This window comes from Pseudomonas cavernae (assembly GCF_003595175.1).
Lineage (GTDB): Bacteria > Pseudomonadota > Gammaproteobacteria > Pseudomonadales > Pseudomonadaceae > Aquipseudomonas > Aquipseudomonas cavernae.
This window is the reverse complement of record NZ_CP032419.1, coordinates 1098344-1123925: the sequence shown is the minus strand read 5'-3', so window position 1 is coordinate 1123925 and position 25582 is coordinate 1098344. Positions and strand designations below refer to the sequence as shown.

24 protein-coding genes are annotated in these 25582 nt (G+C 63.9%); 15 read left to right on the top strand and 9 right to left on the bottom strand.

The window, feature by feature from the left end; genetic code table 11:
* Positions 1-149 precede the first annotated feature (149 nt).
* Complete coding sequence (locus D3880_RS05180; protein ID WP_119892435.1) at positions 150-467, top strand: hypothetical protein; 318 nt, start codon at positions 150-152, stop codon at positions 465-467.
* A 19-nt stretch (positions 468-486) separates the two neighbouring features.
* Here the strand turns inward: D3880_RS05180 and D3880_RS22635 are convergent, their stop codons facing one another.
* Positions 487-666 (bottom strand): hypothetical protein, encoded by a 180-nt coding sequence (locus D3880_RS22635; protein ID WP_162934940.1) that lies wholly within the window; start codon positions 664-666, stop codon positions 487-489.
* Positions 667-844: 178 nt separating this feature from the next.
* Positions 845-1180 (bottom strand): winged helix-turn-helix transcriptional regulator, encoded by a 336-nt coding sequence (locus D3880_RS05170; protein ID WP_238474407.1) that lies wholly within the window; start codon positions 1178-1180, stop codon positions 845-847.
* 73 nt (positions 1181-1253) lie between these two features.
* Between D3880_RS05170 and D3880_RS05165 the strand changes: the two genes are divergently transcribed.
* A complete protein-coding gene (locus D3880_RS05165) occupies positions 1254-1805 on the top strand; it encodes a carboxymuconolactone decarboxylase family protein (protein WP_119892433.1) in 552 nt (183 codons plus the stop codon).
* A 141-nt stretch (positions 1806-1946) separates the two neighbouring features.
* On the opposite strand, the gene D3880_RS05160 is transcribed toward D3880_RS05165, so the two are convergent.
* Complete coding sequence (locus D3880_RS05160) at positions 1947-2843, bottom strand: LysR substrate-binding domain-containing protein (RefSeq protein ID WP_119892432.1); 897 nt, start codon at positions 2841-2843, stop codon at positions 1947-1949.
* 134 nt (positions 2844-2977) lie between these two features.
* Here D3880_RS05160 and D3880_RS05155 point away from each other — a divergent pair, with 134 nt between their 5' ends.
* The 7 genes from D3880_RS05155 to D3880_RS22910 all read left to right on the top strand — a co-directional run bounded on the left by D3880_RS05155 (position 2978) and on the right by D3880_RS22910 (position 10030).
* The gene (locus D3880_RS05155; RefSeq protein ID WP_119892431.1) at positions 2978-4030 is read left to right on the top strand and encodes an agmatine deiminase family protein; all 1053 of its coding nucleotides are present in this window, start codon (positions 2978-2980) and stop codon (positions 4028-4030) included.
* A 4-nt stretch (positions 4031-4034) separates the two neighbouring features.
* Positions 4035-4943 (top strand): N-carbamoylputrescine amidase, encoded by a 909-nt coding sequence (aguB, locus tag D3880_RS05150; RefSeq protein WP_119892430.1) that lies wholly within the window; start codon positions 4035-4037, stop codon positions 4941-4943.
* A gap of 2 nt (positions 4944-4945) precedes the next feature.
* Positions 4946-6040 carry an extracellular solute-binding protein gene (locus D3880_RS05145; RefSeq protein WP_119892429.1) on the top strand — a complete coding sequence of 365 codons (1095 nt, stop codon included), beginning with the start codon at positions 4946-4948 and terminating at the stop codon, positions 6038-6040.
* 103 nt (positions 6041-6143) lie between these two features.
* On the top strand, positions 6144-6875 hold the full coding sequence (locus tag D3880_RS05140) for a TorF family putative porin (protein WP_119892428.1): 732 nt from the start codon (positions 6144-6146) through the stop codon (positions 6873-6875).
* 111 nt (positions 6876-6986) lie between these two features.
* The gene (locus tag D3880_RS05135) at positions 6987-8111 is read left to right on the top strand and encodes an agmatine deiminase family protein (RefSeq protein WP_119892427.1); all 1125 of its coding nucleotides are present in this window, start codon (positions 6987-6989) and stop codon (positions 8109-8111) included.
* 398 nt (positions 8112-8509) lie between these two features.
* A complete protein-coding gene (locus tag D3880_RS22915) occupies positions 8510-9448 on the top strand; it encodes a TIR domain-containing protein (RefSeq protein WP_218567599.1) in 939 nt (312 codons plus the stop codon).
* 66 nt (positions 9449-9514) lie between these two features.
* On the top strand, positions 9515-10030 hold the full coding sequence (locus tag D3880_RS22910; protein ID WP_218567598.1) for a hypothetical protein: 516 nt from the start codon (positions 9515-9517) through the stop codon (positions 10028-10030).
* Between the two features lie 330 nt (positions 10031-10360).
* Here D3880_RS22910 and D3880_RS05125 read toward each other — a convergent pair whose 3' ends face one another.
* A complete protein-coding gene (locus D3880_RS05125) occupies positions 10361-11797 on the bottom strand; it encodes an IS1182 family transposase (protein WP_119892426.1) in 1437 nt (478 codons plus the stop codon).
* A 162-nt stretch (positions 11798-11959) separates the two neighbouring features.
* Entirely contained in the window at positions 11960-12421 is a 462-nt protein-coding gene (locus D3880_RS05120) for an Lrp/AsnC family transcriptional regulator (RefSeq protein ID WP_119892425.1), read from the bottom strand.
* Positions 12422-12722: 301 nt separating this feature from the next.
* Here D3880_RS05120 and D3880_RS05115 point away from each other — a divergent pair, with 301 nt between their 5' ends.
* Genes D3880_RS05115 through lpdA form a run of 4 tightly spaced genes read left to right on the top strand, consistent with a single transcriptional unit; the run spans position 12723 to position 17695 of the window.
* Positions 12723-13955: a 3-methyl-2-oxobutanoate dehydrogenase (2-methylpropanoyl-transferring) subunit alpha gene (locus D3880_RS05115; protein WP_119892424.1), complete on the top strand. Its 1233-nt coding sequence runs from the start codon at positions 12723-12725 to the stop codon at positions 13953-13955.
* Positions 13952-15004 (top strand): alpha-ketoacid dehydrogenase subunit beta, encoded by a 1053-nt coding sequence (locus D3880_RS05110; RefSeq protein WP_119892423.1) that lies wholly within the window; start codon positions 13952-13954, stop codon positions 15002-15004. The genes D3880_RS05115 and D3880_RS05110 overlap by 4 nt, the downstream gene beginning before the upstream one ends.
* Entirely contained in the window at positions 15005-16288 is a 1284-nt protein-coding gene (locus tag D3880_RS05105) for a dihydrolipoamide acetyltransferase family protein (RefSeq protein ID WP_119892422.1), read from the top strand.
* Between the two features lie 6 nt (positions 16289-16294).
* Positions 16295-17695 carry a dihydrolipoyl dehydrogenase gene (lpdA, locus tag D3880_RS05100; RefSeq protein WP_119892421.1) on the top strand — a complete coding sequence of 467 codons (1401 nt, stop codon included), beginning with the start codon at positions 16295-16297 and terminating at the stop codon, positions 17693-17695.
* A gap of 181 nt (positions 17696-17876) precedes the next feature.
* On the opposite strand, the gene D3880_RS05095 is transcribed toward lpdA, so the two are convergent.
* The 3 genes from D3880_RS05095 to D3880_RS05085 all read right to left on the bottom strand — a co-directional run bounded on the left by D3880_RS05095 (position 17877) and on the right by D3880_RS05085 (position 20328).
* Positions 17877-18494 carry an eCIS core domain-containing protein gene (locus D3880_RS05095; RefSeq protein ID WP_238474406.1) on the bottom strand — a complete coding sequence of 206 codons (618 nt, stop codon included), beginning with the start codon at positions 18492-18494 and terminating at the stop codon, positions 17877-17879.
* Positions 18495-18610: 116 nt separating this feature from the next.
* Positions 18611-19321 carry a lipoate--protein ligase family protein gene (locus tag D3880_RS05090; protein ID WP_119892420.1) on the bottom strand — a complete coding sequence of 237 codons (711 nt, stop codon included), beginning with the start codon at positions 19319-19321 and terminating at the stop codon, positions 18611-18613.
* Positions 19322-19392: 71 nt separating this feature from the next.
* Positions 19393-20328, bottom strand: a complete 936-nt coding sequence (locus D3880_RS05085; RefSeq protein ID WP_119892419.1) for a LysR family transcriptional regulator — start codon at positions 20326-20328, stop codon at positions 19393-19395.
* A gap of 90 nt (positions 20329-20418) precedes the next feature.
* Here D3880_RS05085 and D3880_RS05080 point away from each other — a divergent pair, with 90 nt between their 5' ends.
* Together D3880_RS05080 and D3880_RS05075 are read left to right on the top strand one after the other, a co-directional pair.
* Positions 20419-21756 carry an amidohydrolase gene (locus D3880_RS05080; protein ID WP_119892418.1) on the top strand — a complete coding sequence of 446 codons (1338 nt, stop codon included), beginning with the start codon at positions 20419-20421 and terminating at the stop codon, positions 21754-21756.
* Positions 21757-22100: 344 nt separating this feature from the next.
* Positions 22101-23201, top strand: a complete 1101-nt coding sequence (locus D3880_RS05075) for a CapA family protein (protein WP_119892417.1) — start codon at positions 22101-22103, stop codon at positions 23199-23201.
* Positions 23202-23507: 306 nt separating this feature from the next.
* Here D3880_RS05075 and D3880_RS05070 read toward each other — a convergent pair whose 3' ends face one another.
* Entirely contained in the window at positions 23508-25295 is a 1788-nt protein-coding gene (locus D3880_RS05070; RefSeq protein ID WP_162934939.1) for an ATP-binding cassette domain-containing protein, read from the bottom strand.
* Positions 25296-25582 lie beyond the last annotated feature (287 nt).

Below are 25582 nucleotides of genomic sequence, written 5' to 3'. Positions count from 1 at the left end.
GATACAGCAGCGAGGAAGCCTGGATCTCTCTCGGTGGGAAACCGCTTCGCGGGTTTTCCACCCTAGATGTCTCACCTGTTGTCCAAACCGTACCATCGGCCCCCTGTTCGTCACGGCCACGCCGTGCCATCTCTATGGAGCAAGTCACCATGTCCTTTTCCCCGCTCACCGCTCGCTCGCTGCGGGTCGCCTGCGTCGCCGCTCTGGCCCTGCTGGCCGGCTGCGAAGCCGCCGAAGACGCCGCCCAGAAACTCGCCGAGAAAGCCCAGCAGGAAGTCGAACAGGCTGCCCGCAACGCGCTGAACGAAACGGCCAAGGAACTCAACAAACAGATCGACCAGGCGCAGAAATCCACCGAGCAATGGCTGGACGGCGAACCGGCGGAGGGTGACGACGCGCCGGACAACCAGGCCGAAGACGCACCCGAACGCGACCAGCCGATCAAGCTCCCGCAGCACAGCGCCTGAGCCCCAGCCCGTCGCGGGGCTACTGGCACACCACGAACGCCGTGGCCTCGGCGACAACCTGCTCGGGCGGGCAGGACGGGGCGATATCGATGGTGTCCGCGTAGCAGTTCGATCCTAGGCCCGCCATGTTGTAGGCATGCCCCGTGCTGTAGCGGGTGCTGCCCTCGCAACGGTAGCGGTAGCAAGGTAGCCTGGACATTTCAATGGTGGAATCCGGGACTGTAGGGTGGACAACGCTTTGCTTGTCCACCAACTGGCAGCGATCGCCCCGAAGTTGCCAGTGGCGAGCAGCCAGAAGCGGCCGGTCTGCTTTATAAATAAATCTGTCCCCTTTTCCAGTCCCCTTTTCCATAAGCAGTATGGGGAGCAGCGGACGACTAGGGGGCGTCCTGCTTCAATGCATCGGCCCATCGACCCGCAAACTGATATAGCGGAGCAAATGCCCCCTGAAGCTCTACGCCTAACAATGTCAGCGAGTACCCTTGATCGCCCAACACAATCAGGCCGGCATCACGCAGGTCGTTGACCCTTGCTTGCAGTACTGTGGGTGAAATATTTCCTGCGGCGGTACGTAATGCTCGTGAACTCAGCGCGCCATCTCGAAGCTCCCAGAGAATCCGCAGCGCCCACTTTTGTCCAAGCAGTTCCAGAAGCGCCATGATCGGGCGGCGCCCCTCCATCTTTGACGAAAAATGTTGTTCGTCATCAGTCATCTCTATCCGCCTTGCAGTGCTACTGATTTTGTAGCATAAAGAGATCGCTACACTTTCAATAGCGGAGGATACCATGGCGAGAATCAACCCACTTAATCAACCCTATCCGGATGAAGTCCAAGCCGTTTTTGACAAGATCATGGGGACTGGCGTCCCACCACTACTGCTGTTCACAACTATCGCAAGTAGTGACCGCGCGTGGCGTAAATTCAGGGGCGGATCGCTGCTTGAGGGAACACTGCTGACTCTTCGTCAACGGGAGCTGGCCATTAACAGGATTTGCGCGCGGACAGGATGTGAGTACGAGTGGGGGGTGCACGTATGGGCTTTTGGCCAAGCTGCTGGGCTCACAAGGGATGAGGTCACCGGAACCCTGGAAGTACCTTTGCGCTCGGGGCAGTGGAGAGATGATGAGGCCGCGCTGCTTGAGACAATCGATGCCCTGCATGAGCGAGCGGCGCTGAGCGACGAAGAGTTCGCAAGGATCAGCGAGCATTTCGACAATAACCAGATCTTGGAAGTCATGATGCTCGCGGGTTTCTATCGCACTGTTTCGTACATCGCTAATGGATTGGCCCTTCCCCTTGAGCCCAACTCTGCGAAATTCAGTGAGTACCAAAACTGAAGGGAGCCTCCTGAAGCCTCTTCTCATCAGGGGAGAGGTTTTCAGTAAGAAGCGAGCGTCCGCTTCTGGCCGAAGCGGACGCTTCGGACTTGCAGCTTTCGAACCACGGCGGCCATAGCACCGTTCACGAATCAAACGGATTCAGTAGCCCTGTCCCAGCGGCGGCTCGACCCCCTTTGAATCTTCCTCAAGGGCCCCGACCAGCCAGTCGCAGAAACTGCGGGTGAGCGGGTCGCCCTGGCTATCGCGGTGCACCAGCCAGGTCCAGTTCGGACCGCGCACCGTCTGCTCCGCCAGCGGCACCAGCAGACCCTGATCCCGCGCGCGGCCGGCCAGCAGCTGGCTGACCAGGGCTATCCCCAGCCCTTGGCTGGCGGCATCCAGCAGCAGGCCGGGATCGGAAAAGTTCAGCCCCTGGCTGTGCTGGCCGACATCGGCGCCGCCCTGCACCTGCCAGTGGCTCCAGTCCATCTCGCGCTCGCCATGCAGGGTGGTCCGTGCATCCGCTGCCAGTTCCAGCAGGCCGGGATGGCAAGCGGGGTACAGGCGATCTTCCAGCAGCACGCGAAAGCTGCATTCGGCCTGGGCGCTGAGGTCGTCGCGCACGGCGATGTCGATGGTCTGGGTGGCCATGTCCGGCGTCTCGTCGGTGGTCAGCAACCAGAGGTCGATCTGCGGGTGGCGCTGGTGGAAGTCCGCCAGGTGCGGCACCAGCCAGTGGCGGGCAAAGGCTGGGGTGGTGTTGACCACCAACTGGTTGGGCTTGCGGTACTGCTCCAGGCGGCGGATACCCACGGCCAACTGCTGCAGCAGCGCCTGGGTGGTGCTGAGCAGGTCGAAGCCGGCATCGGTCAGCGCCACGCTGCGGCCGTTGCGGAAGAACAATGGCTGTTCGAGGAAGCTTTCCAGGCTGCGGATCTGCTGACTGATGGCCGACTGGGTCAGGTGCAACTCTTCGGCAGCCTTGTGGAAGCTGCCCAGGCGGGCTGCGGCTTCGAAGCCGCGCAGGGCGTTCAGGGGAGGCCAGTGTTTGAGCATGATTGATAAGCCCAGCTAATCAGGATTGTGCAAAATCTATCGTTTGTTACGACGTTTTTACAGGCCTAGCATGCAAGCCATCACCGCATCTGCGGTTTTCAGTGATAACAAAGACTTAACTGAAAGGCACTTGTATGCAACAGAACGCAGTCGCTCCAAACGCTTGGTTCATGCCCGCCGAATGGGCCCCGCACGCCGCCACCTGGATGGTCTGGCCGCACAATCAGTCGCTGTGGGAGTCTGGCTGGGGCGTGACCCTGGCCGAGGTGCAGGTCGACTTCGCCCGGGTGGCCAACGCCATCGCCCGCTTCGAGCCGGTGAAGATGGTGGTCGATCCTTCGGCGGTGTTCCGGGCCCGCGAGCTGTGCGGGGAGGGTGTCGAGCTGATCGAGCTGGCGGTGGACGACAGCTGGTGCCGCGATTCGGGTCCGAGCTTCGTCTGTCACCCGCAGTTGGGCCTGGCCGGCGTCAGCTGGCGCTTCAATGCCTGGGGCGGCAAGTCCGAGCACGGTCTCGACGAGGGCCTGGCGCGGCGCATCCTCAATGGTCTGGGACTGGAGTGCTTCGGTACGCCGCTGAGCAACGAGGGCGGCGCCATCCATGTGGACGGCGAAGGCACGCTAATCACCACCGAGTCGGTGCTGCTCAACCCCAACCGCAACCCGGGCATGAGCAAGGCCGAGATGGAAGAGATCTTCGCCCGCCTGCTGGGCGTGAAGAAGACCATCTGGCTGCCGGGCGATCCGCAGTACGTCACCGGCGACATGACCGACGGCCACGTCGATGGCGTGTGTGCCTTCGCCCGTCCCGGTGCGCTGCTGGTCGATGCCACCCGCGACCAGTCCTCGGTGTATGCCGAAGTGATCCGCGAGAACCGCCGCGCCCTGGAGCTGGCCACCGACGCCAAGGGGCGCTCCTTCGAGCTGCTCGAACTGTTCGAGGCCAGCGAGGCGGTGGATACCGAGGCCGAGGTATTCTGTGCCTCCTACACCAACTTCTATATCTGCAACGGCGCCATCATCATGCCGGCCTACGGCATCGCCGCCGACGACCAGGCGGCGGCCACCCTGCGCATGGCCTTCCCCGGTCGCGAAGTGGTGCCGGTGCGGATCAACCAGCTGGCCCACGGCGGTGGCGGGGTGCATTGCATCACCCAGCAGCAGCCGCGCTGGCCGCTGAAGGGGTGAGGCCATGAGCAGACTGACCGTCGCCACCACCCAGTTCGCCTGCAGCTGGGACCTGAAAGACAACCTCGACCGCGCCGAGCAGCTGGTGCGCGAGGCTGCAGCCCGCGGCGCCCGGCTGATCCTGCTGCAGGAGCTGTTCGCCACTCCGTATTTCTGCATCGAACAGGATCACAAGCACCTGGCGCTGGCCGAGGAGTACGCGCACAGCCCGCTGCTCAAGCGCTTCGCCGCGCTGGCCGGCGAACTGGGCGTGGTCCTGCCGCTGTCCTGGTTCGAGAAGGCCGGCAACGCCTACTTCAACTCCCTGGCCGTGGCCGATGCCGACGGCCGCCTGCTCGGTGTGTACCGCAAGACCCACATCCCCAACGCCATCGGCTACCAGGAGAAGGAGTACTTCAGCCCCGGCGACACCGGCTTCCGTGTCTGGGACACCGCCTATGGCCGCATCGGTGTCGGCATCTGCTGGGACCAGTGGTTCCCCGAGACTGCCCGCTGCCTGGCGCTGATGGGCGCCGAGGTGCTGCTCTATCCGACCGCCATCGGCTCCGAGCCGGGCGCCGCCGCACTGGATTCGCGCGACCACTGGCAGCTGACCCAGCGCGGCCACGCCGCCGCCAACATCGTCCCGGTGATCGCAGCCAACCGCGTCGGCCGCGAGGTGGCGACTACCGACCCGGACCTGCAGATGAGTTTCTACGGCTCGTCCTTCATCACCGATCACAAGGGCAAACTGCTGGCGGAGGCCGACCGCGACACCAGCGGTGTGCTGGTGCGCGATCTGGACCTCGCCGCTATGCGCGAGGAGCGCCTGACCTGGGGCATCTACCGCGATCGCCGCCCGGAGATGTACGGACCGCTGCTGGGCCTGGATGGCCGCCAAACTCATAGCCACTGGAACGCCCGGGGAGTCTGACGATGAATACCAAGAATCCACTGCTGATCGCTGCATTGGCGCTGTGCTGCGCCCAGGCCTCGGCCGCCGCCGAGGACAAGACCCTGCGCCTGTACAACTGGGCGGACTACTTCGCCGAGGACACCCTGGCCAACTTCACCAAGGAGACCGGTATCAAGGTGATCTACGACGTCATGGAAGGCAGCGAGATGCTGGAGGCCAAGATGATGTCCGGCAACAGCGGCTATGACCTGATCTTCCCCGGCGACACCGTGGCCGAGCGCCTGATGCGCGCTGGCGCCCTGCAGAAGCTCGATCCGGAGAAGCTCCAGCACCTGGCCGACATCGAGCCCGGCCTGCGTAGCCTGCAGACCAAGTATCCCTACTCGCGGCACGCCACCGTGCCCTACACCTGGGGCAGCATCGGCATCACCTACAACGCCGCGATGGTCGAGAAGCGCATGCCCGGCGCGCCAGTGAACAGCCTGGACCTGCTGTTCAAGCCGGAGAACGCGGCCAAGTTCGCCGACTGCGGCATCTCCATGATTGACTCGCCGGACGAGGTCATGGCCGTGGCGCTCAACTACCTCGGCCGTACGCCACGCAGCGCCGAGCCGGCCGACCTGAAGGCGGCCAGCGAGCTGCTGCTGGCGATCAAGCCCTACATCCGCAAGTTCCAGTCGCAGCCGGTCACCGACCTGGTCAACGGCGACCTGTGCCTGTCGCTCGGCTACAGCGGCGACTTCACCCAGGCCCAGCGCGCCGCCAGCGGTGCCGGCAAGCCGGCGGACTTCCGCTTCCACATCCCGCGCGAAGGCACCACGGTGTGGATGGACACCATGGCCATCCCGGTGGATGCCAGGCATCCGGAGTACGCCTACACCTTCATCAACTTCGTCATGCGGCCGGAGAACATGGCGGCGATCAGCAACTTCACCGGCTACCCGACCTCCAACGCCAAGGCCAGGCCGATGGTCGATGCAGACATGCGCAACAACCCGGACATCTACGTCGACGAAGCCACCTACGCGCGGCTGATTCCCGGCAAGGACATCCCGCAGCGCTCGATGCGCGCGCGCATGCGTGCCTGGACCACCTTCAAGACCGCCAGCCACTGACGCTCCGGCCCCCGCGGCCGACCACCCGAGCCCCAACTGCCGCCGCGCCAGTCGGCGCGGCATGGCAGCGCCTTGCCCACAACAACAAGAAAGGAGCCTCTCCATGCAGTACCCGTCCAAGGCCGCCCTGGCCATCGTCCTACTCGCCCCCTGGGGGCTGAGCCAGGCCATCGAGCTGAACCAAGACTTCGCCCTGTACCTGGATGCCGGCGTCTACAGCGACTACCGCACCCGCGGCATCTCGCAGACCCAGAACGACCCGGCGCTGCAGGGCTCGGCCACCCTCAGCCACAGCAGCGGCCTGTATGCCGGGGTGTGGAGTTCCAACGTCGACTTCGGCCTGAGCAGCAAGACGCGCCAGGAGCTGGACTACTACGCCGGCTACAACTGGCAGATCAGCGACGACATCAGCCTGGACACCGCCTACTACAAGTACGAGTACCCGCGGCAGAGCGAGCTCAACTACGGCGAGTACTTCAGCCAGCTGACCGCCTATGGCGCCAAGCTGGGTGCCTACTACTCCGACAACCTCGGTGGCGACCAGAGCTACCTGTACAGCTACGTCGGCTACGGCACCCTGCTGCCGGCGGACGTGGCCCTGGACCTGCGCTACGGCAAGGTCGACCCCAAGGATCCGCTGCTGCTCGATGGCGCCGGCGACACCCGCAGCAGCTACCGCGAATGGCAGCTCAAGCTGAGCAAGGAACTGCTCGGCCTGAACTGGTCGGCCAGCTACGTCGATACCGATCTCGCGGACAGCGAATGCGCCAACTACATGGGCTTCGACGACGTTTGCTCGGCCACCCTGGTGCTGGGCGCCAACAAGACCTTTTGAGCCGGCGACGGGCCGCCGGCCCGTCCGTCGTGCCAGGGAGCAGCAAGCCATTGATGGCGAGCCGACCGGTTGCGGCGGCATCACACCCCCCCACCAGAAGAGGGACCCACCATGTCTACACGTCGTGACTTCATCAAACAGCTGATGGCCGCCAGCGGCATCGGCGCCGTCGCCTCGCTCGGCCTCGGTTTCGGCGCGGCCCGCGTTCCCGCCGCCCTGGCCGCGAGTTGGTACATGCCCGACGAACACGGCCCGCAGGAGCGGGTGATCCTGGCCTTCGCGGCTTCTTCCCGCGTCTGGGAGGGCTGGGAGACTGCCGTCAACAACACCATCGCCCTGCTCGCCAAGACCATCGCCAAGTACCAGCCGGTAACCGTCCTGTGCCGGGCCAACCAGCTATCCCAGGCGAGGAGCAAATGCGGCACCACCAACATCGAGTTCCTGACCATGCCGCTGGATGACGTCTGGGTGCGTGACTACGGTGGCTGCTTCGTGGTCGACGGAGCGGGTGGCCTGGGCCTGGTGGACTTCAACTTCAACGGCTGGGGTGACAAGCAGCCGGCGAGCAACGACACCCGTGCGGCCGCCACCCTGAGCTACGAGCTGGAGGCCAGTTACATTCGCAGCGCGCTGGTGGGTGAAGGCGGTGGCATCGAGGTGGACGGCCACGGCACCGCGATCATCACCGAGAGCTGCTGGGTCAACAGCAACCGCAACCCGGGTATGAGCAAGGCGCAGATCGAGGCCGAGCTGAAGGCCAACCTCGGCCTGCGCAAGATCATCTGGCTGCCGGGCATCAAGAACAAGGACATCCCCGACGCCCACGTCGACTTCTATGCGCGCTTCGTCAAACCCGGCGTGGTGATCGCCAACCTGGACAACGACCCCAAGTCCTACGACTACGCCGTGACCCGCAAGCACCTGGAAATCCTCAACGCGGCCACCGATGCCGATGGACGCAAGCTGGTGGTCCACACCCTGCCGCCGCCCCTGACGGTGCGCAGCAACCAGTACAGCCGCAACAACCCGGATTTCGCGCCGGGCTACATCAACTACCTGCCGATCAACGGCGCCGTGATCGCCCCGCAGTTCGGCGACGCGGCGGCGGACAAATACTGTAAGGACCTGCTGACCAAGCTCTATCCGGGACGGGTGGTGGAACAGGTGAATATCGACCCGATCGCCGCCGGCGGCGGCGGTATTCATTGCGTCACCAAGAATCTTCCGCTCACTTGAGGTTCCCGGCCTTGTCCCGGCCGCTCCTGGCCTTGCGGATCTCTTGAAGGTCCGCTTCTGTCGACTGTTGCCGGTCGTGACAGGCCGGAGTCGACCCACAACGGACGTTCGCGAGAGACAGAGATCGGCCAAAAGCGGGCACTCGCTGGGTGACGACGCTTGCGCCGACACCGACCATAGACATTTAGCAAACGACTTCCTAACCTCCCGCCTACTGTTGTCGCTTTCCCATCAGCTTCATGTCGCGTTTCGAGTGATCGGCTCAATGGGGTCAAGGGCGTACAGGTGAGCAAGGGACGTTATGCGACACAAGTGGTGTAAAAATCACTTCGCATCTGTCGCCTACTTATAGTTAGGATTCCCGATCACGCAACCATCTCAACACTCTGGACCCCATTATGGCCAAGCCTCGCGTTTTTATAGGATCCTCTGTGGAGGGCCTGAATGTTGCTTACGCAGTACAACAAAACCTCCTCCATGATGCTGAAGTCACCGTTTGGGATCAGGGTGTATTTGAGCTTTCCAAAACGACAATTGAGTCGCTTTCGAAGGCTCTGCAAGAAAGCGACTTTGCAGTATTCGTTTTTTCTCCAGATGATTTGATCAAAATCCGAAGTACTTCATCTGCCACCGTGCGTGACAACGTGCTTTTTGAGTTCGGTCTGTTTATTGGAAAACTCGGCCGAGATAGAGTTTATTTTCTCCTGCCGATGAACGGAGAATTGCATCTACCAAGCGATCTCCTCGGGATCACCCCCGGAAAATACGAGGAAAACAGATCAGACGGAAGCATGCAGGCTGCAACAGGAGCAGCGTGCAATCAAATACGAACCCAGATGCGGTCTCTAGGTTTTGTACCAGGCCGCCTAGTTAGTATGGTCAATTCCGAGAACAGCGAGCCCAGCGTAAATCGCTCTTGGTTTAATGAGTTCTTTGATAAAAAATATTCAGAGGCGCGGAAATCTCTTCTTGAGGAGATTCCAAAACAAACCGGCGATGATGCACTGATACATCAGGCCTGGGTCTTGGTATGCGAATATCACCTCGGAGGCGAGACCGACATAAGTCCCCTCACTGCCTTCGCTGAAGCACACTCAGACAAGCCTAATATTCAGGTGAATGTGGCTCACATACTTCGATTTGTGAAGCGTGCTAATGCAGCCATGTCCATCCTCGCTAATGCGCAAACGAAATACCCCAAGGACGCATCGATTAGTCGGGCTATTGCTCTTTGCCACAGCGATTCCCAAGACAACGAAAGCGCGATCGCTGAGTTACAGAAGTTTGGTCCCGAGCAATTTCCAGATGTGGCGATCGATCTTGCCGAAGCATTTTAACGCGAGACAAAAACCGCAGAGGCACTTCAGATTATTCAGAAATGCTTCGTCAATCATCCGACCCACGTGGCACTTCGGTATAAATACGCACGGCTAGCCCAAGAAATAGATCTTCATGAAATTGCTGTTGCACTTCTCTGGAACCTTTCGATCGAGAACCCGAAGTCCATTGAGTATCTCGGCTACCTTGGCAACTCTTGCCTGCGCCTTGATCTCTACGATCAAGCACTCCAAGCATACCGAAAAGCTGAAGCTCTCATGAAGCCAGAGGACTCCTCGCAATGGATAGTTTCAAACATTGGAAACCTGCTTAACAACAAAGGTCTACCCAGTGAAGCAATTACGTACTTGGAGCGTGCACTTAAGAGTGAGCCCATGTCTGAGTATGCATACGACAGAATGGCTAGTGCGCTCAAGAAAAGGAGTGCTGAAGAAAAGCGCTTTGAGAAGACGCAAGCCAACGGAAAGCGTCAGATAAGAGAAGCGGAACTCAAGCTGTTATCTTCCGATATCCACCCCATGCCACCTCCCGGGCTCGGCCTACTTAGCATAGGAGCAGTCATGTCGCCGGAGCAGAACTAGTCCACCGTGTGGGAGCTGTGCTTTTGCATCCCAGCCTAACTGGTCGTTCAAAGCGGACGCTAACACAGGCCATGCTTCGCATTGTCATGGCCTGTATTGGTACCCTCCGGCCTGCGCCTACGGCGCCGGTTAACTAAGGCGTTAGTGTCCGCTATGGGTCCAGGCTGTGTGAAAACAGCCAGCAACTCGACCAACTTCCAGAGCCGGTCACGCCTTGGCAGCCAAAGCAACCGATCACCGCAGATCGCCGTAAGAGGCGGAGGTAAGCCCTGACGTCGGTTGAAACCCCTCTCAGAAGGCTTATAGAGGGCGGAAAAAGGCCATCACTCTTTAGGCCCGCATTGCTTCCAGTGCTCCTGCGATGCCGAGGATGCTCACCAGTCGTTTGAAGTTGTAGGCGAGTACATGCAGGCTCATCTCGGTGCTCACACGCGCCAGCGTTCTTGTCAGGAAATGCGTCGAGCCCATCCAGTATTTAAGCGTTCCAAACGGGTGCTCAACGGTCTGACGACGCACGCCCATCATCCCGGGCTGGTGATCCAGTCGCTGTTGCATGGCATCGATGACGCCCTCGTGCTCCCAGCGCCGAACTCTTCGATATGAAAGGCTGGTGCACTGCGACCGGATCGAACACTGCTTGCAGTTCGAACTCCAGTAGGCATGCGTCGTCAGCCCGGCCTCGAGGTTCGTGTAGCGGTAGATCAAGCTTTCCCCAGCGGGGCAGCGGTATTCGTTCTTCTCGGGCGCATACACGAAGTCCTGCTTGCCGAAGCGACCGTCAGCCTTGCTGTTCGACGTCAGTGGCTTGGGTACGTAGGTGGTTATGCCGGACTGCTCGCAGGCGAGAATTTCTTCGCCACTGAAATAGCCGCGGTCGGCTACGACCGTGAGGGCTTCGACTCCGGTGGCGCTCCGCGCTTGCTCGGCCATCATGGCCAGCGCAGTTCGGTCATGGCCAACGTTGGTCACTTCGTGGGCGACAATCAGGTGATGTTTAGCGTCCACGGCGGTCTGTACGTTGTAGCCGACCACTCCGGTGCCTCGGCCGCTGGTGGCCATGGCGCGAGCATCGGGATCAGTGAGAGATACCTGTCCATCCGGCGCTTGGTGTAGCTGTTGTTCCATCTCCTTGAGCGCCTGCATTTGCTGTTTGAGCTTCTCGATCTTGTCCTGGAGACGGCTCGTCTTCGCCTCGACGACATCGGACTGGGTTCGGTCGGCGGTGTCCATCGCCGCCAGATACCTATCAATACTCTTCTCGATCTGCTCCATTCGTGCGCGCAACTTGGCCTTGGTGAAGTTCCGGTCGCGATTGTTGACGGCCTTGAACTTGCTGCCATCGATGGCCACGATCGACTGTGAGAACAGGTCAAGGTTGCGGCACAGCACAACAAACTGCCGACAGACATTGCGGGTGGCTTTGCCGTTATCGCGCCGGAAGTCGGCAATGGTTTTGAAGTCTGGCGCCAACCGTTCAGTTAGCCACATCAGTTCGAGGTTGCGCTGACATTCGCGCTCTAGGCGACGGCTGGATTGAATGCGGTTGAGGTAACCGTAGAGGTAGATCTTCAGCAACACCGCGGGATGGTAGGACGGACGCCCCGTTGTGGCAGGAGTTGCACCGGAAAACTCCAGCCCAGCCAGATCGAGCTGCTCGACGAACGCTTCAACCACACGGATTGGGTTCTCGTCGGTAATGTAGTCATCCAAGCACTCTGGAAGCAAACTCACCTGTGCCCGACTTTCCCCCTCGATGAATCGCTTCATGTGCAGCCCCCGCTGACATCGATTCATCAAATTTAGGCGATACCGGCATTTTCACACAGCCTGGGTCGAGAGCAGGCATTCGCGGGTGACCGCTTTCGGCCCGAAGAGCGAGCGCAGTGAGTCACCCAGAAATAACCACCGTCCTGCCTTGCCAGCGAGCAATCAGAGCGGCGGCGCCGAGCGCAGCATCACCGACTTCAGGGCGAAGGCCGACTTGATCCCGGCGACGCCGGGGATGCAGGTCAGGGTGTTGGTGAGGAAGGCCTGGTAGGCGGCCAGATCCTTGACCACCACGCGCAGCATGTAGTCGGCGTCGCCGGTCATCTGGAAGCAGCTCATCACTTGCGGCGCCTCGACTATGCGTTCTTCGAACCGAGCGAGGTAGTCGCCGGTCTGCTTTTCTAAGGAGACTGAGACGAACACGCTCATCGCCCCGGACAGGCGCTCCTCGTCGAGGCGGGCGAAGTAACCCTGGATGTAATGCTCTTCCTCCAGGCGCCGCACCCGGCGCAGCGTCGGGGTCAGCGACAGGCCCACCTTGATGGCCAGGTCGCGCCAGCTCAGGCGGCCATCCTCGGCCAGAGCGCGGAGAATCTTGAGGTCGATGCGGTCGAGTTCGGCCATGGTTAGCTGTTCTACCGTTTATGGCTTTGTTAGTTCAAACATACTAATCAAGCCGCTACAGCCGAGTCAATTTGGCGCAAAAAACCAGCTACCGAGGCATATACTGAATTCACAAGAACAAACGATGAGGACCTCACCATGAGTGACGTCACGCACACCCCGCTCCTCTGCCGCGTCCGCGCGCACCGTTTTTTCGCCGCTGCCCAGCCCGGGCTGCACCCGCCCAGTCCGTTCTCCGCCGCGCCCGTTCGCTGAGCCCTTTCCGATCCCTTCCTTGGGCCGCAAAGGCCGGAGGCACGCCATGACCGATTACGCTCCCCTGCGCTTGCACGTCCCGGAACCCACCGGCCGTCCCGGCTGCAAGACCGACTTTTCCTACCTGCACCTGTCCGCGGCCGGCGAGGTACGCAAGCCGGCCATCGACGTGGAGCCGGCGCAGACCGCCGACCTCGCCTACAGCCTGGTGCGCGTGCTCGACGATGACGGCCAGGCGCTCGGCGACTGGAACCCGGGGCTGAGCCGCGAGCAGCTGGAGACCGGCCTGCGCGCCATGCTCAAGACGCGCATCTTCGACGCGCGCATGACCACCGCGCAACGGCAGAAGAAGATGTCCTTCTACATGCAGTGCCTGGGCGAGGAAGCCATCGCCACCGCCCACACCATGGCGCTGAAGGACGGCGACATGTGCTTCCCGACCTATCGCCAGCAGGGCATCCTGATCACGCGGAACTACCCGCTGAAGGACATGATCTGCCAGCTGCTCTCCAACGAGGCCGACCCGCTCAAGGGTCGCCAGCTGCCGATCATGTACTCCAGCCGCGAGTACGGCTTCTTCTCGATTTCCGGCAACCTCGCCACCCAGTTCATCCAGGCGGTCGGCTGGGGCATGGCCTCGGCGATCAAGGGCGATACCAAGATCGCCTCGGCCTGGATCGGCGACGGCGCCACCGCCGAGGCGGACTTCCACACTGCCCTGACCTTCGCCCACGTCTACCGCGCGCCGGTGATCCTCAACGTGGTCAACAACCAGTGGGCGATCTCCACTTTCCAGGCCATCGCCGGCGGTGAAGGCACCACCTTCGCCAACCGTGGGGTCGGTTGCGGGATCGCCTCGCTGCGCGTCGACGGCAACGACTTCCTCGCCGTCTACGCCGCCTCGCAGTGGGCCGCCGAACGCGCCCGCCGCAACCTCGGCCCGAGCCTAATCGAGTGGGTCACCTACCGAGCCGGCCCGCACTCCACGTCCGACGATCCGTCGAAGTACCGCCCGGCCGACGACTGGACCAACTTCCCGCTCGGCGACCCGATCGCCCGCCTCAAGCAGCACATGGTCACCCTCGGCATCTGGTCGGATGAGCAGCACGACGCGCTGCACAAGGAACTGGAAGCCGAAGTGATCGCCGCGCAGAAGGAAGCCGAAAGCCACGGCTCGCTGGTGGACGGCCACGTCTTCAGCGCTGCCAGCATGTTCGACGACGTCTACAAGGACCTGCCGGAGCATCTGCGCCGGCAGCGTCAGGAGCTCGGGGTATGAATGCCATGAACCCGCAAACGGAAAACGCCCAGGCAGTAACCAGCATGACCATGATCCAGGCGCTGCGCTCGGCGATGGATGTCATGCTCGAACGCGACGACAACGTCGTGGTGTTCGGCCAGGACGTCGGCTACTTCGGCGGCGTGTTCCGCTGCACCGAGGGCCTGCAGAAGAAGTACGGCAGCTCGCGGGTGTTCGACGCGCCGATTTCGGAGAGCGGCATCATCGGCGCCGCCGTCGGCATGGGTGCCTACGGCCTGCGCCCGGTGGTGGAAATCCAGTTCGCCGACTACGTCTACCCGGCCACCGACCAGCTGGTGTCCGAGGCGGCGCGCATCCGCTACCGCTCGGTGAACGACTTCATCGTGCCGATGGTGGTGCGCATGCCCTGCGGCGGCGGCATCTACGGCGGCCAGACCCACAGCCAGAGCCCCGAGGCGATGTTCACCCAGGTCTGCGGCCTGCGCACGGTGATGCCGTCCAACCCCTACGACGCCAAGGGCCTGTTGATCGCCTGCATCGAGAACGATGACCCGGTGATCTTCCTCGAACCCAAGCGCCTGTATAACGGCCCGTTCGACGGTCACCACGACCGCCCGGTGACGCCCTGGTCCAAGCACCCGGCCAGCCAGGTGCCGGAGGGCTACTACAGCGTGCCGCTGGACAAGGCGGTGATCGCCCGACCCGGCGCGGAACTCACCGTGCTGACCTACGGCACCACCGTCTACGTGGCGCAGACCGCGGCCGAGGAGACCGGTATCGATGCCGAGATCATCGATCTGCGCAGTCTCTGGCCGCTGGACCTGGACACCATCGTCGCGTCGGTGAAGAAGACCGGGCGCTGCGTCATCGTCCACGAGGCCACCCGCACCTGCGGCTATGGCGCCGAGCTGATGTCGCTGGTCCAGGAGCACTGCTTCCACCACCTCGAATCGCCCATCGCGCGCGTGACCGGCTGGGACACCCCCTACCCGCACGCCCAGGAATGGGACTACTTCCCCGGGCCGGCGCGGGTTGGCGCCGCCTTCAAGCGTGCCATGGAGGTCTGAATGGGCATTCACGTCATCAAGATGCCGGATATCGGCGAAGGCATCGCCGAAGTCGAGCTGGTGGAGTGGCACGTACAGGTCGGCGACGAGGTTCATGAGGACCAAGTGCTGGCCGAAGTCATGACCGACAAGGCCACGGTGGAGATTCCCTCGCCGGTAGCCGGGAAGATCCTCGCCCTCGGCGGGGAGCCGGGCCAGGTGCTGGCCGTGGGCGGCGAACTGATCCGCCTGGAAGTGGAAGGCCAGGGCAACCTCAAGGAAGCCACGCCGCCGAAGACCCAGGAGGCAGCGCCAGCCCAGCCGGCAGCCAAGCCCGAAGCCACCCCGCAACCCGCGAAGCCCGAGGCCCGCGTGGAGCCCAAGCCGCTCGCCCCGGCAGCCCGCCCAGCGCCGACGCCGGCCGTCCGCCGGGCGCCGGGGGAAAAACCGCTGGCCTCCCCGGCGATCCGCCAGCGCGCCCGCGACCTGGGCGTCGAGTTGCAGTTCGTACAGGGCAGCGGCCCCGCCGGGCGCATCCTCCCCGACGACCTGGAGCTCTACCTGACCCACGGCGGCGCCACCGTGGCCTCCGGCTACGCCGCGCGCCACGACGAGCAGAAGATCCCGGTGATCGGTCTGCGCCGCAAGATCGCGCAGAAGATGGCCGAGGCCAAGCGGCGCATTCCGCACTTCAGCTATGTCGAGGAAATCGACGTCACCGACCTCGAAGCCCTGCGCCAGCACCTCAACGGCAAGTACGGCGCGGCACGCGGCAAACTGACCCTGCTGCCCTTCATCGCCCGCGCGATGGTGGTCGCCCTGCGCGAGTTCCCGCAGCTCAACGCCCGCTACGACGATGAGGCCGACGTGGTCACCCGCTACGGCGCGGTGCACCTGGGCGTCGCCACGCAGAGCGACAGCGGCCTGATGGTGCCGGTGCTGCGCCACGCCGAATCCCGCGACCTGTGGGGCAACTCCGCGGAAGTGGCACGCCTGGCGGACGCCGCGCGCAGTGGCAAGGCCAGCCGCGAGGAACTGTCCGGCTCGACCATCACCCTGAGCAGCCTCGGCGCGCTGGGCGGCATTGCCAGCACGCCGGTGATCAACCATCCGGAAGTGGCGATCGTCGGGGTCAACCGCATGGTCGAGCGGCCGATGGTGGTCAATGGCCAGATCGTGGTGCGCAAGATGATGAACCTGTCCTCGTCCTTCGATCACCGCGTGGTCGACGGCATGGATGCGGCAGCCTTCATCCAGGCCGTGCGCGGCCTGCTCGAACACCCCGCCACCCTGTTCCTGGAGTAAGCGTCGATGGCTCACGTCACTGAAACCACGCTGCTGATCGTCGGCGGCGGCCCCGGCGGCTACGTCGCCGCCATCCGCGCCGGCCAGCTCGGCATCCGCACCGTGCTGGTGGAGGGCGCCGCCCTGGGTGGCACCTGTCTGAACATCGGCTGCATCCCGTCCAAGGCGCTGATCCACGCCGCCGAGGAGTACCTCAAGGCCCGCGAGTACGCCGGCACCTCGGCGCTGGGCATCAGCGTGCAAGCGCCGAGCATCGACATCCAGCGCACCGTGGAATGGAAAGACGGCATCGTCGACCGCCTGACTACCGGCGTCGCCGCGTTGCTGAAGAAGCATGGCCTCAGCGTGGTGGAGGGCTGGGCGAAGATCGTCGACGGCAAGACGGTGGAAGTTGATCTCGCCGCGGGCGGCACTCAGCAGATCCACTGCGAACACATGCTGCTGGCCACCGGCTCGAAGTCGGTGGAACTGCCGTTCCTGCCGGTCGGCGGCAACGTCATCTCGTCCACCGAGGCGCTGGCGCCCCGGGCACTGCCCAAGCGCCTGGCGGTGGTCGGTGGCGGCTACATCGGCCTGGAGCTGGGCACCGCCTACCGCAAGCTGGGCGTCGAGGTGACGGTGGTTGAAGCCCAGCCGCGCATCCTGCCCAGCTACGACGAGGAACTGACCAAACCGGTCGCCGCCGCGCTGCGCAAGCTGGGGGTCGAGCTCTACCTCGGCCACAGCGTGATGGGCCTGGAACCGGGCGGCCACGGCCTGCGCGTGCGCGACGATCAGGGCGCGCAGCGGGTGATCGAGACCGACCAGGTGCTGATCGCCGTCGGCCGCCACCCCAACGCCAGCGGCTGGAACCTCGAAGCCCTGCACCTGGACATGCACGGCCGCGCCGTGAAGATCGACGCGCAGTGCCGCACCTCGATGCGCAACGTCTGGGCGATCGGCGACCTGGCCGGCGAACCGATGCTGGCGCACCGGGCCATGGCCCAGGGCGAGATGGTCGCCGAGATGATCGCCGGCAAGCGCCGCGAATTCGCGCCGACGGCGATCCCGGCGGTGTGCTTCACCGACCCGGAAGTGGTGGTGGTCGGCCAGACCCCGGAGCAGGCCAAAGCGACCGGGGTGGACTGCATCGTCAGCAGCTTCCCGTTCGCCGCCAACGGCCGGGCGATGACCCTGGAGTCCGGCGAGGGCTTCGTCCGCGTGGTGGCGCGCCGCGACAATCACCTGATTCTCGGCTGGCAAGCCGTGGGCAAGGCGGTCTCGGAGCTGTCCACGGCGTTCGTCCAGTCGCTGGAGATGGGAGCCTGTCTGGAAGACATCGCCGGCACTATCCACGCCCACCCGACCCTCGGCGAGGCGGTGCAGGAAGCGGCGCTGCGTGCGCTGGGGCATGCGTTGCATATCTGAAACCGGGGCGCGGCCTGGGAAGCACAAGTCGCTGCCTCGCCAAGGAAAGGCAGCGCGGACCAAATCCGCGCCTGAATCAGCCAGAAGGACATTGAACGCAGCAAGGATTCCCACTGAGGTCGACTCCGGCCCTCCGCGAAAGGCAGTAGTCACCGAAGCAGACTGCGAGGCTTGAGTTGGGCTATTGAGGAAGCGGGGGCTGGGCTGCGCCTTCTCTAAGTGAGCTGGCGACTTTATTCTGGATTTCGTACGCGGGCGCTTCGACGGCGTTGTAGTCGCGGCTGTAGCGAATGGCAAACTCTTGAACACCCCAATCCTGGTACTGCTGCACATGCTTTAACTCATGCGCCCAGAGCGCGACATTGTTCAGCGCGTCCTCCTCAGACCTGAAGACAATGATATCGATGAGGGTGACCGCAGTGATCTCTGGATTCTGCAGCATGGTGCGTGCAGCGCTTAACTCGCCGCTGTCGCCAACCTTGTAGCGCACGGCATCAAGCACTCGACTTTCATAATATTGTTCGAGCTGGCTTCTAATATTCAGCGGGATGGTCTGAGTGCCTTCACGTGCAGCAGAGTTGCGTGACTGCACTAGCCATTCCTGCAAGACAGGGGCGGTTATTTGGGTCATTTCCTCGTGGATCGGCCCCAGCACCTCGCCGTAGTTCGGAACACACACGCAAGCGGTCGCACAGACTTCGATCTGTCCTGCCGGGCAGGCAAAAACAGCGGGCGAAGTGCCGAATGAGAAGAACAGTAGCGTAAGCCGCAAAGGCTTAGGCAAAGACGCAGTTAGCATTTGCTCTCCCAGATAAAACGACAATCGGCACGAAGATACCTTGGGCTTAGCGAAGTTACGGCGGGCTGCCGCGAGGCGGCGCGTCCGCTCTACCTCATGCGGATGCGCGCGGCGCCCTATTTCAGGCTCAGGCCAACCACGGCCAACTCGTGGCGGTAATGCTCGCGCAGGCTGTCGATGGCCGCCCAGGGCGCGGCCAGGCTTTCGTCCAGGGCGATGTGGCTGGCGGCGCGGCAGCGCTCGTCCAGCCCGCAGCCCTGGTAGAAGGCATTGACCAGTTCGACCATGGCCGCGCGCTGGTTGTCCATCAGCACCGCGGCATGGGCCAGGACCACGGCGCGGCCGTCGCTCGGCCGGCGGCACCAGCGCTGGGCGGTGCCGGCCAGTTTGCGCGCCTGCAGGGTGATGTTGTAGCGGCCGTCGCAGAAGGCGCCGTCCACCGCACCCACGCCCGGCTCCAGGCCCTGCGCGGCCAGCCAGGCACAGAACGGCTGGCACAGACGCAGGTAGGCGCTTTCCAGGCGGGTCAGTTCCTTGTCCTGCGGCGGCACGGCGTAGACCAGGGCGACATTCAGCACCGCCGCCGACTGCGGCACCGGCTCGCCGCCGGTATCGCGCAGCGCCACCGGCCAGCCCTGCGCCTCGCTGAGCCCACAGGCCGCGGCGAAGCCGTCCAGGCGGCTGAACTTGCGCGGCATCACCAGCGCCTGTTCCTCCGGGCGCCAGCACAGCAGCGCGCAGTCGCCATGGCCGCCGTGCACCTGGTCGAGCAGCTGGCGTTCGGCATCCAGCCCCGCTTGCACCGAGAATCGCTGTATCGCTTGCATGCCGTTCCTTTTGTCTGGTCCCTCTGCGAAGGGACTATTCCGGCTTCTCGCGCCGCTCAGGACAGCGCGGCTCAGCCGCCAGCCAGGCGCTGGGCACTGGCCTGGATCAGCTCGATGGCCTGGCGGGCGATCGGCGACAGGCTGCGTCCAGCATGGCAGACGATCGCACAGGTGAGGTTCAACGGCGGCAGCGCCGGCTGCAGCCGACCCGCCAGGTCGACGAGGGCGCCACTGTACAGGTCGGGTTCCAGCCAGGCCCGCCAAGTGAACAACAGGGCATCGCTGGCCAGAGTGGTTTCGCGCAGCAGGCTGAGGTCGTTGCAGCTCAGCGCCAGCGGCACCGGCGTGCCGGCCGGCAAGTCCAGCCCCGCGCGCAGCTGGGCGGGCAGCGTATCGCTGGCACGCACAGAACTCCAGGGATAGGCGGCGAGTTGCAGGCGGGTGATGGGTGTCTGCTGCTGGGCCAAAGGGTGATCGCGGCGACAGAAGATCGACGCCGGTTGCGCCGGCAACGGCGTGACGGCGAAGCGCGGGTCACTCATGGGCTCGTTGGTGTAGGCGACGAAGAACTCGATCTGCTCCTGGTCGAGATGCTGGATCAGGTGGTGCCAGTGGTTCACCTCGACCTTCACCATCAGCTTGGGGAGGCGCTGACGCAACGTGGTCAGGGCGTCCTGCAGGTACAGGTTGGCGGCCATCATGCCGGCGCCGAAATTCAGCTCGCCGCCTTCGGCATGGGCGATGTGGTTGGCCTCGGCGCTCAGCCGGCTGGCGCTGCTCAGCAGCTCGCGGGCGCGTGCCAGCAGCTGGCGCCCGGCCGCGGTCAGGGCGACCGAACGGGTGTCGCGATCGAACAGACGCACGCCCAATTCCGCCTCCAACGCCTGAATGCTGCGACTGAAGGCGGTCTGCGACAAATTCGCCCGCTCGGCGGCGCGGGAGAAGTGCAGTTCCTCGCCGAGAAACACCAGATGGCGGATGCGCTTGAGGTCTATTAAGTCAGCCAATGCATCAATTCCTGATTATCTTTGCATTGGACGCTTTTACCGCAGCCTTTGCAGACTGGCTAGCACAACAACAACTAATGGATTGTCGTCATGTCATTTCATCCCTTACTCAGCGCCCTCGCCCTGAGTCTCTGTGCCGCTTCGGCCCAAGCCGCCACTCCCGATCTGAACAAGCGCATCGACGGCCTCGTGCAGCAAGACGAAGCGCAGCTGGTCGAGGTGTTCAAGCAGCTGCACCGCAATCCCGAAATGGCCTTCCAGGAAACGGAGACCGCCGCGCTGGTGGCCAAGACCCTGCGCGAACAGGGCTTCGAGGTGAAGACCGCGATCGGCACCACCGGGGTGGTCGGCATCCTGCGCAACGGCCCGGGGCCGGTGGTGATGTACCGCGCCGACATGGATGCCCTGCCGATCAAGGAAGAGACCGGCCTGCCCTACCAGAGCACCAAGGTCACCCCCTGGCTGAACAACCCCAGCCAACCGGTGATGCACGCCTGTGGCCACGATGCGCACACCACCTGGCTGCTGGAAGTGGCCAAGGTCATGGCGCAGCTCAAGGATCAGTGGTCCGGCACCCTGGTGCTGGTCGCCCAGCCGGCCGAGGAAATCCTCGAAGGCGCCGTGGCGATGGTCAACGGCGGCCTCTACGACTTCGCCCCGAAACCCGATGTACTGGTCGCCGCGCACGTCTCGCCGGTCGTCCCGGCGGGCAGCGTCAGCCTGCGTGACGGGCCGCGCATGGCCGGGACCGACCAGATCGACGTCGAGCTGCCGGGTATCGGTGGCCACGGCTCGACCCCGCACGTGACCAAGGACCCGGTGGTGATGGCGGCGATGGCGGTGATGGGTTACCAGACCGTGGTCAGCCGCATGGTCGACCAGGCCAAGCCCGCCGTGCTCACCGTCGCCGCCGTGCAGGCGGGCGTCAACAACAACGTGATTCCCGATCGTGCGGTGCTCAAGCTCAACCTGCGCTGGTACGACCAGCAGGTACGCGAGCGGCTGATCGCCGGGATCAAATCGGTCACCTCCGGTGTGCTGGTGATGAACGACGTGCCGGAAGGCTATGCGGCGAAATACACCATGAAGGGCTATTCCACCCCGGTGATCAACGCCAAGGCGCAGACCGAGCAGGCCCAGGCGGCGCTGGTGGCGCAGCTGGGCGCCGACAAGGTACTCCCCGGGATGCCGCCGGTCATGGGCTCAGAGGACTTTCACATGCTCGCCAGCCCCTATCCGGACACCCCGGTGCTGTTCATCGCGGTCGGCTCGGGCAAGCCGGATGCCTACAAGACCCTGGTCGAGAAGCAGCAGTTGCCGCCGGCGATGAATCACACCTCACGGTTCGTCGTCGAACTGCCGGCCATCGCCGCCGGCGCGCGGGCGATGAGTGCGACGCTGCTGGCGTTCTTCAACGCGGGCCAGTGAGCGCCGCAGGCTCTGCTTGGGTCACCCCGCAAGCGCTTTTCCCTCTCCCGAAAGAGGCGAGGGAAATAGCCCCGTGCGCAGCTCGCGGCTGCACATCGGGGAGCAAGCCGGCGCCGCAATGCCGGGCACTGCGGCGCGCAGTCGCCATGGCCGCCGGGCACCTGGTCGAGCAGCTGACGCTCGGCATCCAGCGAGTATCGCCGTATGGCGTGCATAACCCCCCTCGTATCTCCGGTGTGCCCGGGAAGTCGTCGCGCCACTGTTGGCAAGCAGCGATGGCGGTCGCAAAGTGAGCTGATCGGGAACTGTCCGATTGCCTGATTGCGGATCGCCAGGAGGCTGCCATGGATACGCTGAAGCTGTTCCTCGCCGGCGATGTCATGACCGCCCGCGGCATCGACGCCATCCTGCCGCATCCCGGCGATCCGCGGCTGTACGAAGATTACGTGAAGAATGCCGGCGATTACGTGCGGCTGGCAGAAAGATACAGCGGCCCGATTCCCCACCTCGTCGATTTCGCCTATGTCTGGGGTGATGCGTTGGCCGAGCTCGAACGGCGTCAGCCCGACGTCCGCCTGATCAATCTGGAGACGGCGGTGTCCCGTCGCGGCCGGCCGGCGCCCAAGGGCATCAATTACCGCATGAGCCCGGAGAATTTCCCGGCCATCCGCGCGGCCGGCATCGATTGCTGCACGCTGGCCAACAACCATGTGCTGGACTGGGGCGTCGCCGGCCTGGTCGATACCCTGGCGACGCTGGCGCGCCATGGCATGCGCGGCGCCGGCGCCGGGTGCGACCGGCCAGCGGCCGAGGCGCCCGCCGTGCTGCCGCTGCCTGGCGGCGGGCGCTTGCTGGTATTCGGCCTCGGCGCGGCCGACAGCGGCATTCCAGCGGACTGGGCCGCCACCGATAAGCGTGCCGGGGTGGCGCGACTGGCGGACCTGTCGCCGCACAGCCTGGGCCCGCTGGTCAAGCGGTTGCGCGCGAGCAAAGGCCCGGGAGATCGGCTGCTGGTGTCGATTCACTGGGGCGGCAACTGGGGCTTCGATATCCCAGCGGAACAGCTGCGCTTCGCCCATGCCTTGATCGATGAGGCCGGCGTCGACCTGGTGCACGGGCATTCCTCGCACCACGTCAAGGGCATCGAGGTGTACCGCGAACGCCTGATCCTGTATGGCTGCGGCGACCTGCTCAACGACTACGAAGGCATCGAGGGCTACGACGCCTTTCGTGGCGACCTGGGCCTGCTGTACTTCGCCGCGCTGGGCGTGGACGGCCGCCTGCAGGCGCTCGAACTGGTCCCCACCCGCCTGCAGCGCCTGCACCTGTGCCGCGCCGACGAGGAGGACCGGCAATGGCTGCACCACACCCTGGCGCGCGAATGCGCACGCTTGGGCAGCCGCCTCCAATCGGGCCCGGACAATGCCTTCACGCTGCAATGGTAGGCGCATGCGAGCAACGCCAAGCCTGGCTTGCGCTGCCTGGCCCACGGCCCTAAACCAAGGCATAAAAAGGTTCTTCACGAATTACCGGGGTGGCCTGAAAAAAGAACGCAGATTCGTAGGGTGGGTTAGCCGAAGGCGTAACCCACCAACCCTGCCGAACACCGGAGCCCGGGGCGGCACCGCTGGCGGGTTACGCCGCTACGCGGCTAACCCGCCCTACCAAAGCGGTGCGCAACACTTAACTGGTCCATAGCCATAAACAAGCCCCGGGATCGCCGGGGCACGGAGCAAGCCGCGCCCTGCCGGTCACTGCGCAGCCCGCTGCGCCGCCAGCAGGGCGCGAAACTCCGCCGATGAGCGGCTTAATGCGTCGACGCTACCGCGGGCAATCAACGCGCCGCCTTGCATCAGCAGGACTTCATCGAAGTGCTCGAGCAGGTTCAAGCGGTGGATCGACGACACCACGCAGCTGTCGCGGAAGGTCGCGAACAGATTGGCATACACCGCCTGTTCGGTTTCCGGGTCGAGGCTGGCGGTCGGCTCGTCGAGCAGCAAGAGCCCGCACTCGCTGGCCGCCAACACCCCACGCGCCAGGGCCAAGCGCTGGCGTTGGCCGCCCGACCAGTTGGCGCCACGTTCGGCCACGCGGGTCGCCAAGCCCGTGTCGGCAGCAATAAAGCGGTCCGCGCGCACCACGGCCAAGGCCTGCTGGAGCTCGCGCTCGGACGCAACGCCGCCACGGCGCTCGGCAATCAGCAAGTTTTCCCCCAGCGAGCCCTCGAACAGCTCGGACTCTTGCGGAATCAACGTCGCGATCGTGCGCAACAACGCCGAGCTCTCCGTGGCGGAACTGATCCGCGCTTGACCGTCGATACGCATGCCGATGTGCTCGGCCAGATACAAGCCGGAGAGCAGCCGCAGCAGGGTACTTTTACCCGAGCCGCTGCCGCCGATCAGCGCATAACGCTTGCCGCGTTCCAGCGTCAGCTGCGCAACGGCCAAGCTGGGACGCCGCTGCGCGTCGTTAGTCGACGCGCTTTGCAGCTGCAGATCGCGCGGGTGATAGAAACTCAGATCGTCGATGTGCAGCGCTTGCCAGGCCGGCGCTGGGGCGAAGTGGTCATCGTCAAGATGCGAGTCGGCGGCATCACGGATCGCGTCGCCGCTGGCGTAGTCGGCCTGCTGCCGGGCAAAACTTTGAAAATGCGCGGCGATGGCGGTGATCACCCCGCCGGCCTCGGCGGCGTACTGGTAGACCATGAACAGATTGCCCAGCGGCAGCGTCGGCGTCGCGGTGACCGAGGACATCAGCGCGATATCGTGCACACCCTGCAAGGCCAGCAGCGCATACAACGCCACCAGGCCACAGCTCAGCGCCACGCTGAGAATATCGACGCTGCACCACTTCCACTCGTTGAGCACGATCGACGAACGCAGCGGCTCGTAGATGGCCAGCAGGCGCTGATCGATCAACGCGGATAGCCCCTTCTGCAAGCGCAGGGCGAACACCGAGAAAATATTGCCGAGGGCATCGAGCTGGGCCGCACTGTAACGCCGCTCGGTTTCATTCTCGCGGTGCGCCAGCACGATCATGCGGCGGTCGAAGCGCGTGATCACCACAGCGATCACGCCATAGCCGACGATCGCCGCCGCGCCCACATAAGGCGCGATCAGCCACAGCGCGATCACCGGGCCGATCAACTTCACCGCATTCTGCAGATAGATGAACTGGCTTTGCGCGAAGTTGTACAGCGCGTTGCTGCACTGGCGCAGTCGATGCGCGGTCTCCCCGGAGTGATAGCGCTCATGCCAGGCCAGGGGCAAGGAGAACAGCTTGTCGACCAGCTCGGCGGACAGGCGCTGGCGCACCCGCAGGGCCACATTGCGCTCCAGCACCCGACCGGGGCCGTGCAGCAACCAACTGCCTGTCGTCGCCGCCAACACCAGCGCGAGCCACAGTCCGGCCTTATCGAGCCCGGCCAGCCCCTGCTGCTGCAGCGTGTTGATCGCGTTGCCGGTAAGCCAGGGCACCGCCAGCTTGAATAACTGCGACGCCAGTAACAGGCCAAAGGCGCAGACGACGATCTTGCGCATCCCGCCGGCATAACGCCAAAGGTCACGATACAGCCTGATGAGACTGCCGGAAGGCCGTGTGCCTGACGCGTTGGACATAAGCCATTTCACCCTGAAACGCACCGGCACGCGGCCTGGTTCGCTGACTTCGAGTGAGCCTGCCGTCTGCGTCTAGGTCGCCCGACATGCCGGGCTCATATTGCCACCCCGTACCTCTCGCCTCGCCGCTCGTTAGCATGACGAGCGGGGCGCTATCGATTGCCTGGCCATGGATGGGGCAGCTCATTGAGCCTAGGCGCAATCTCGAG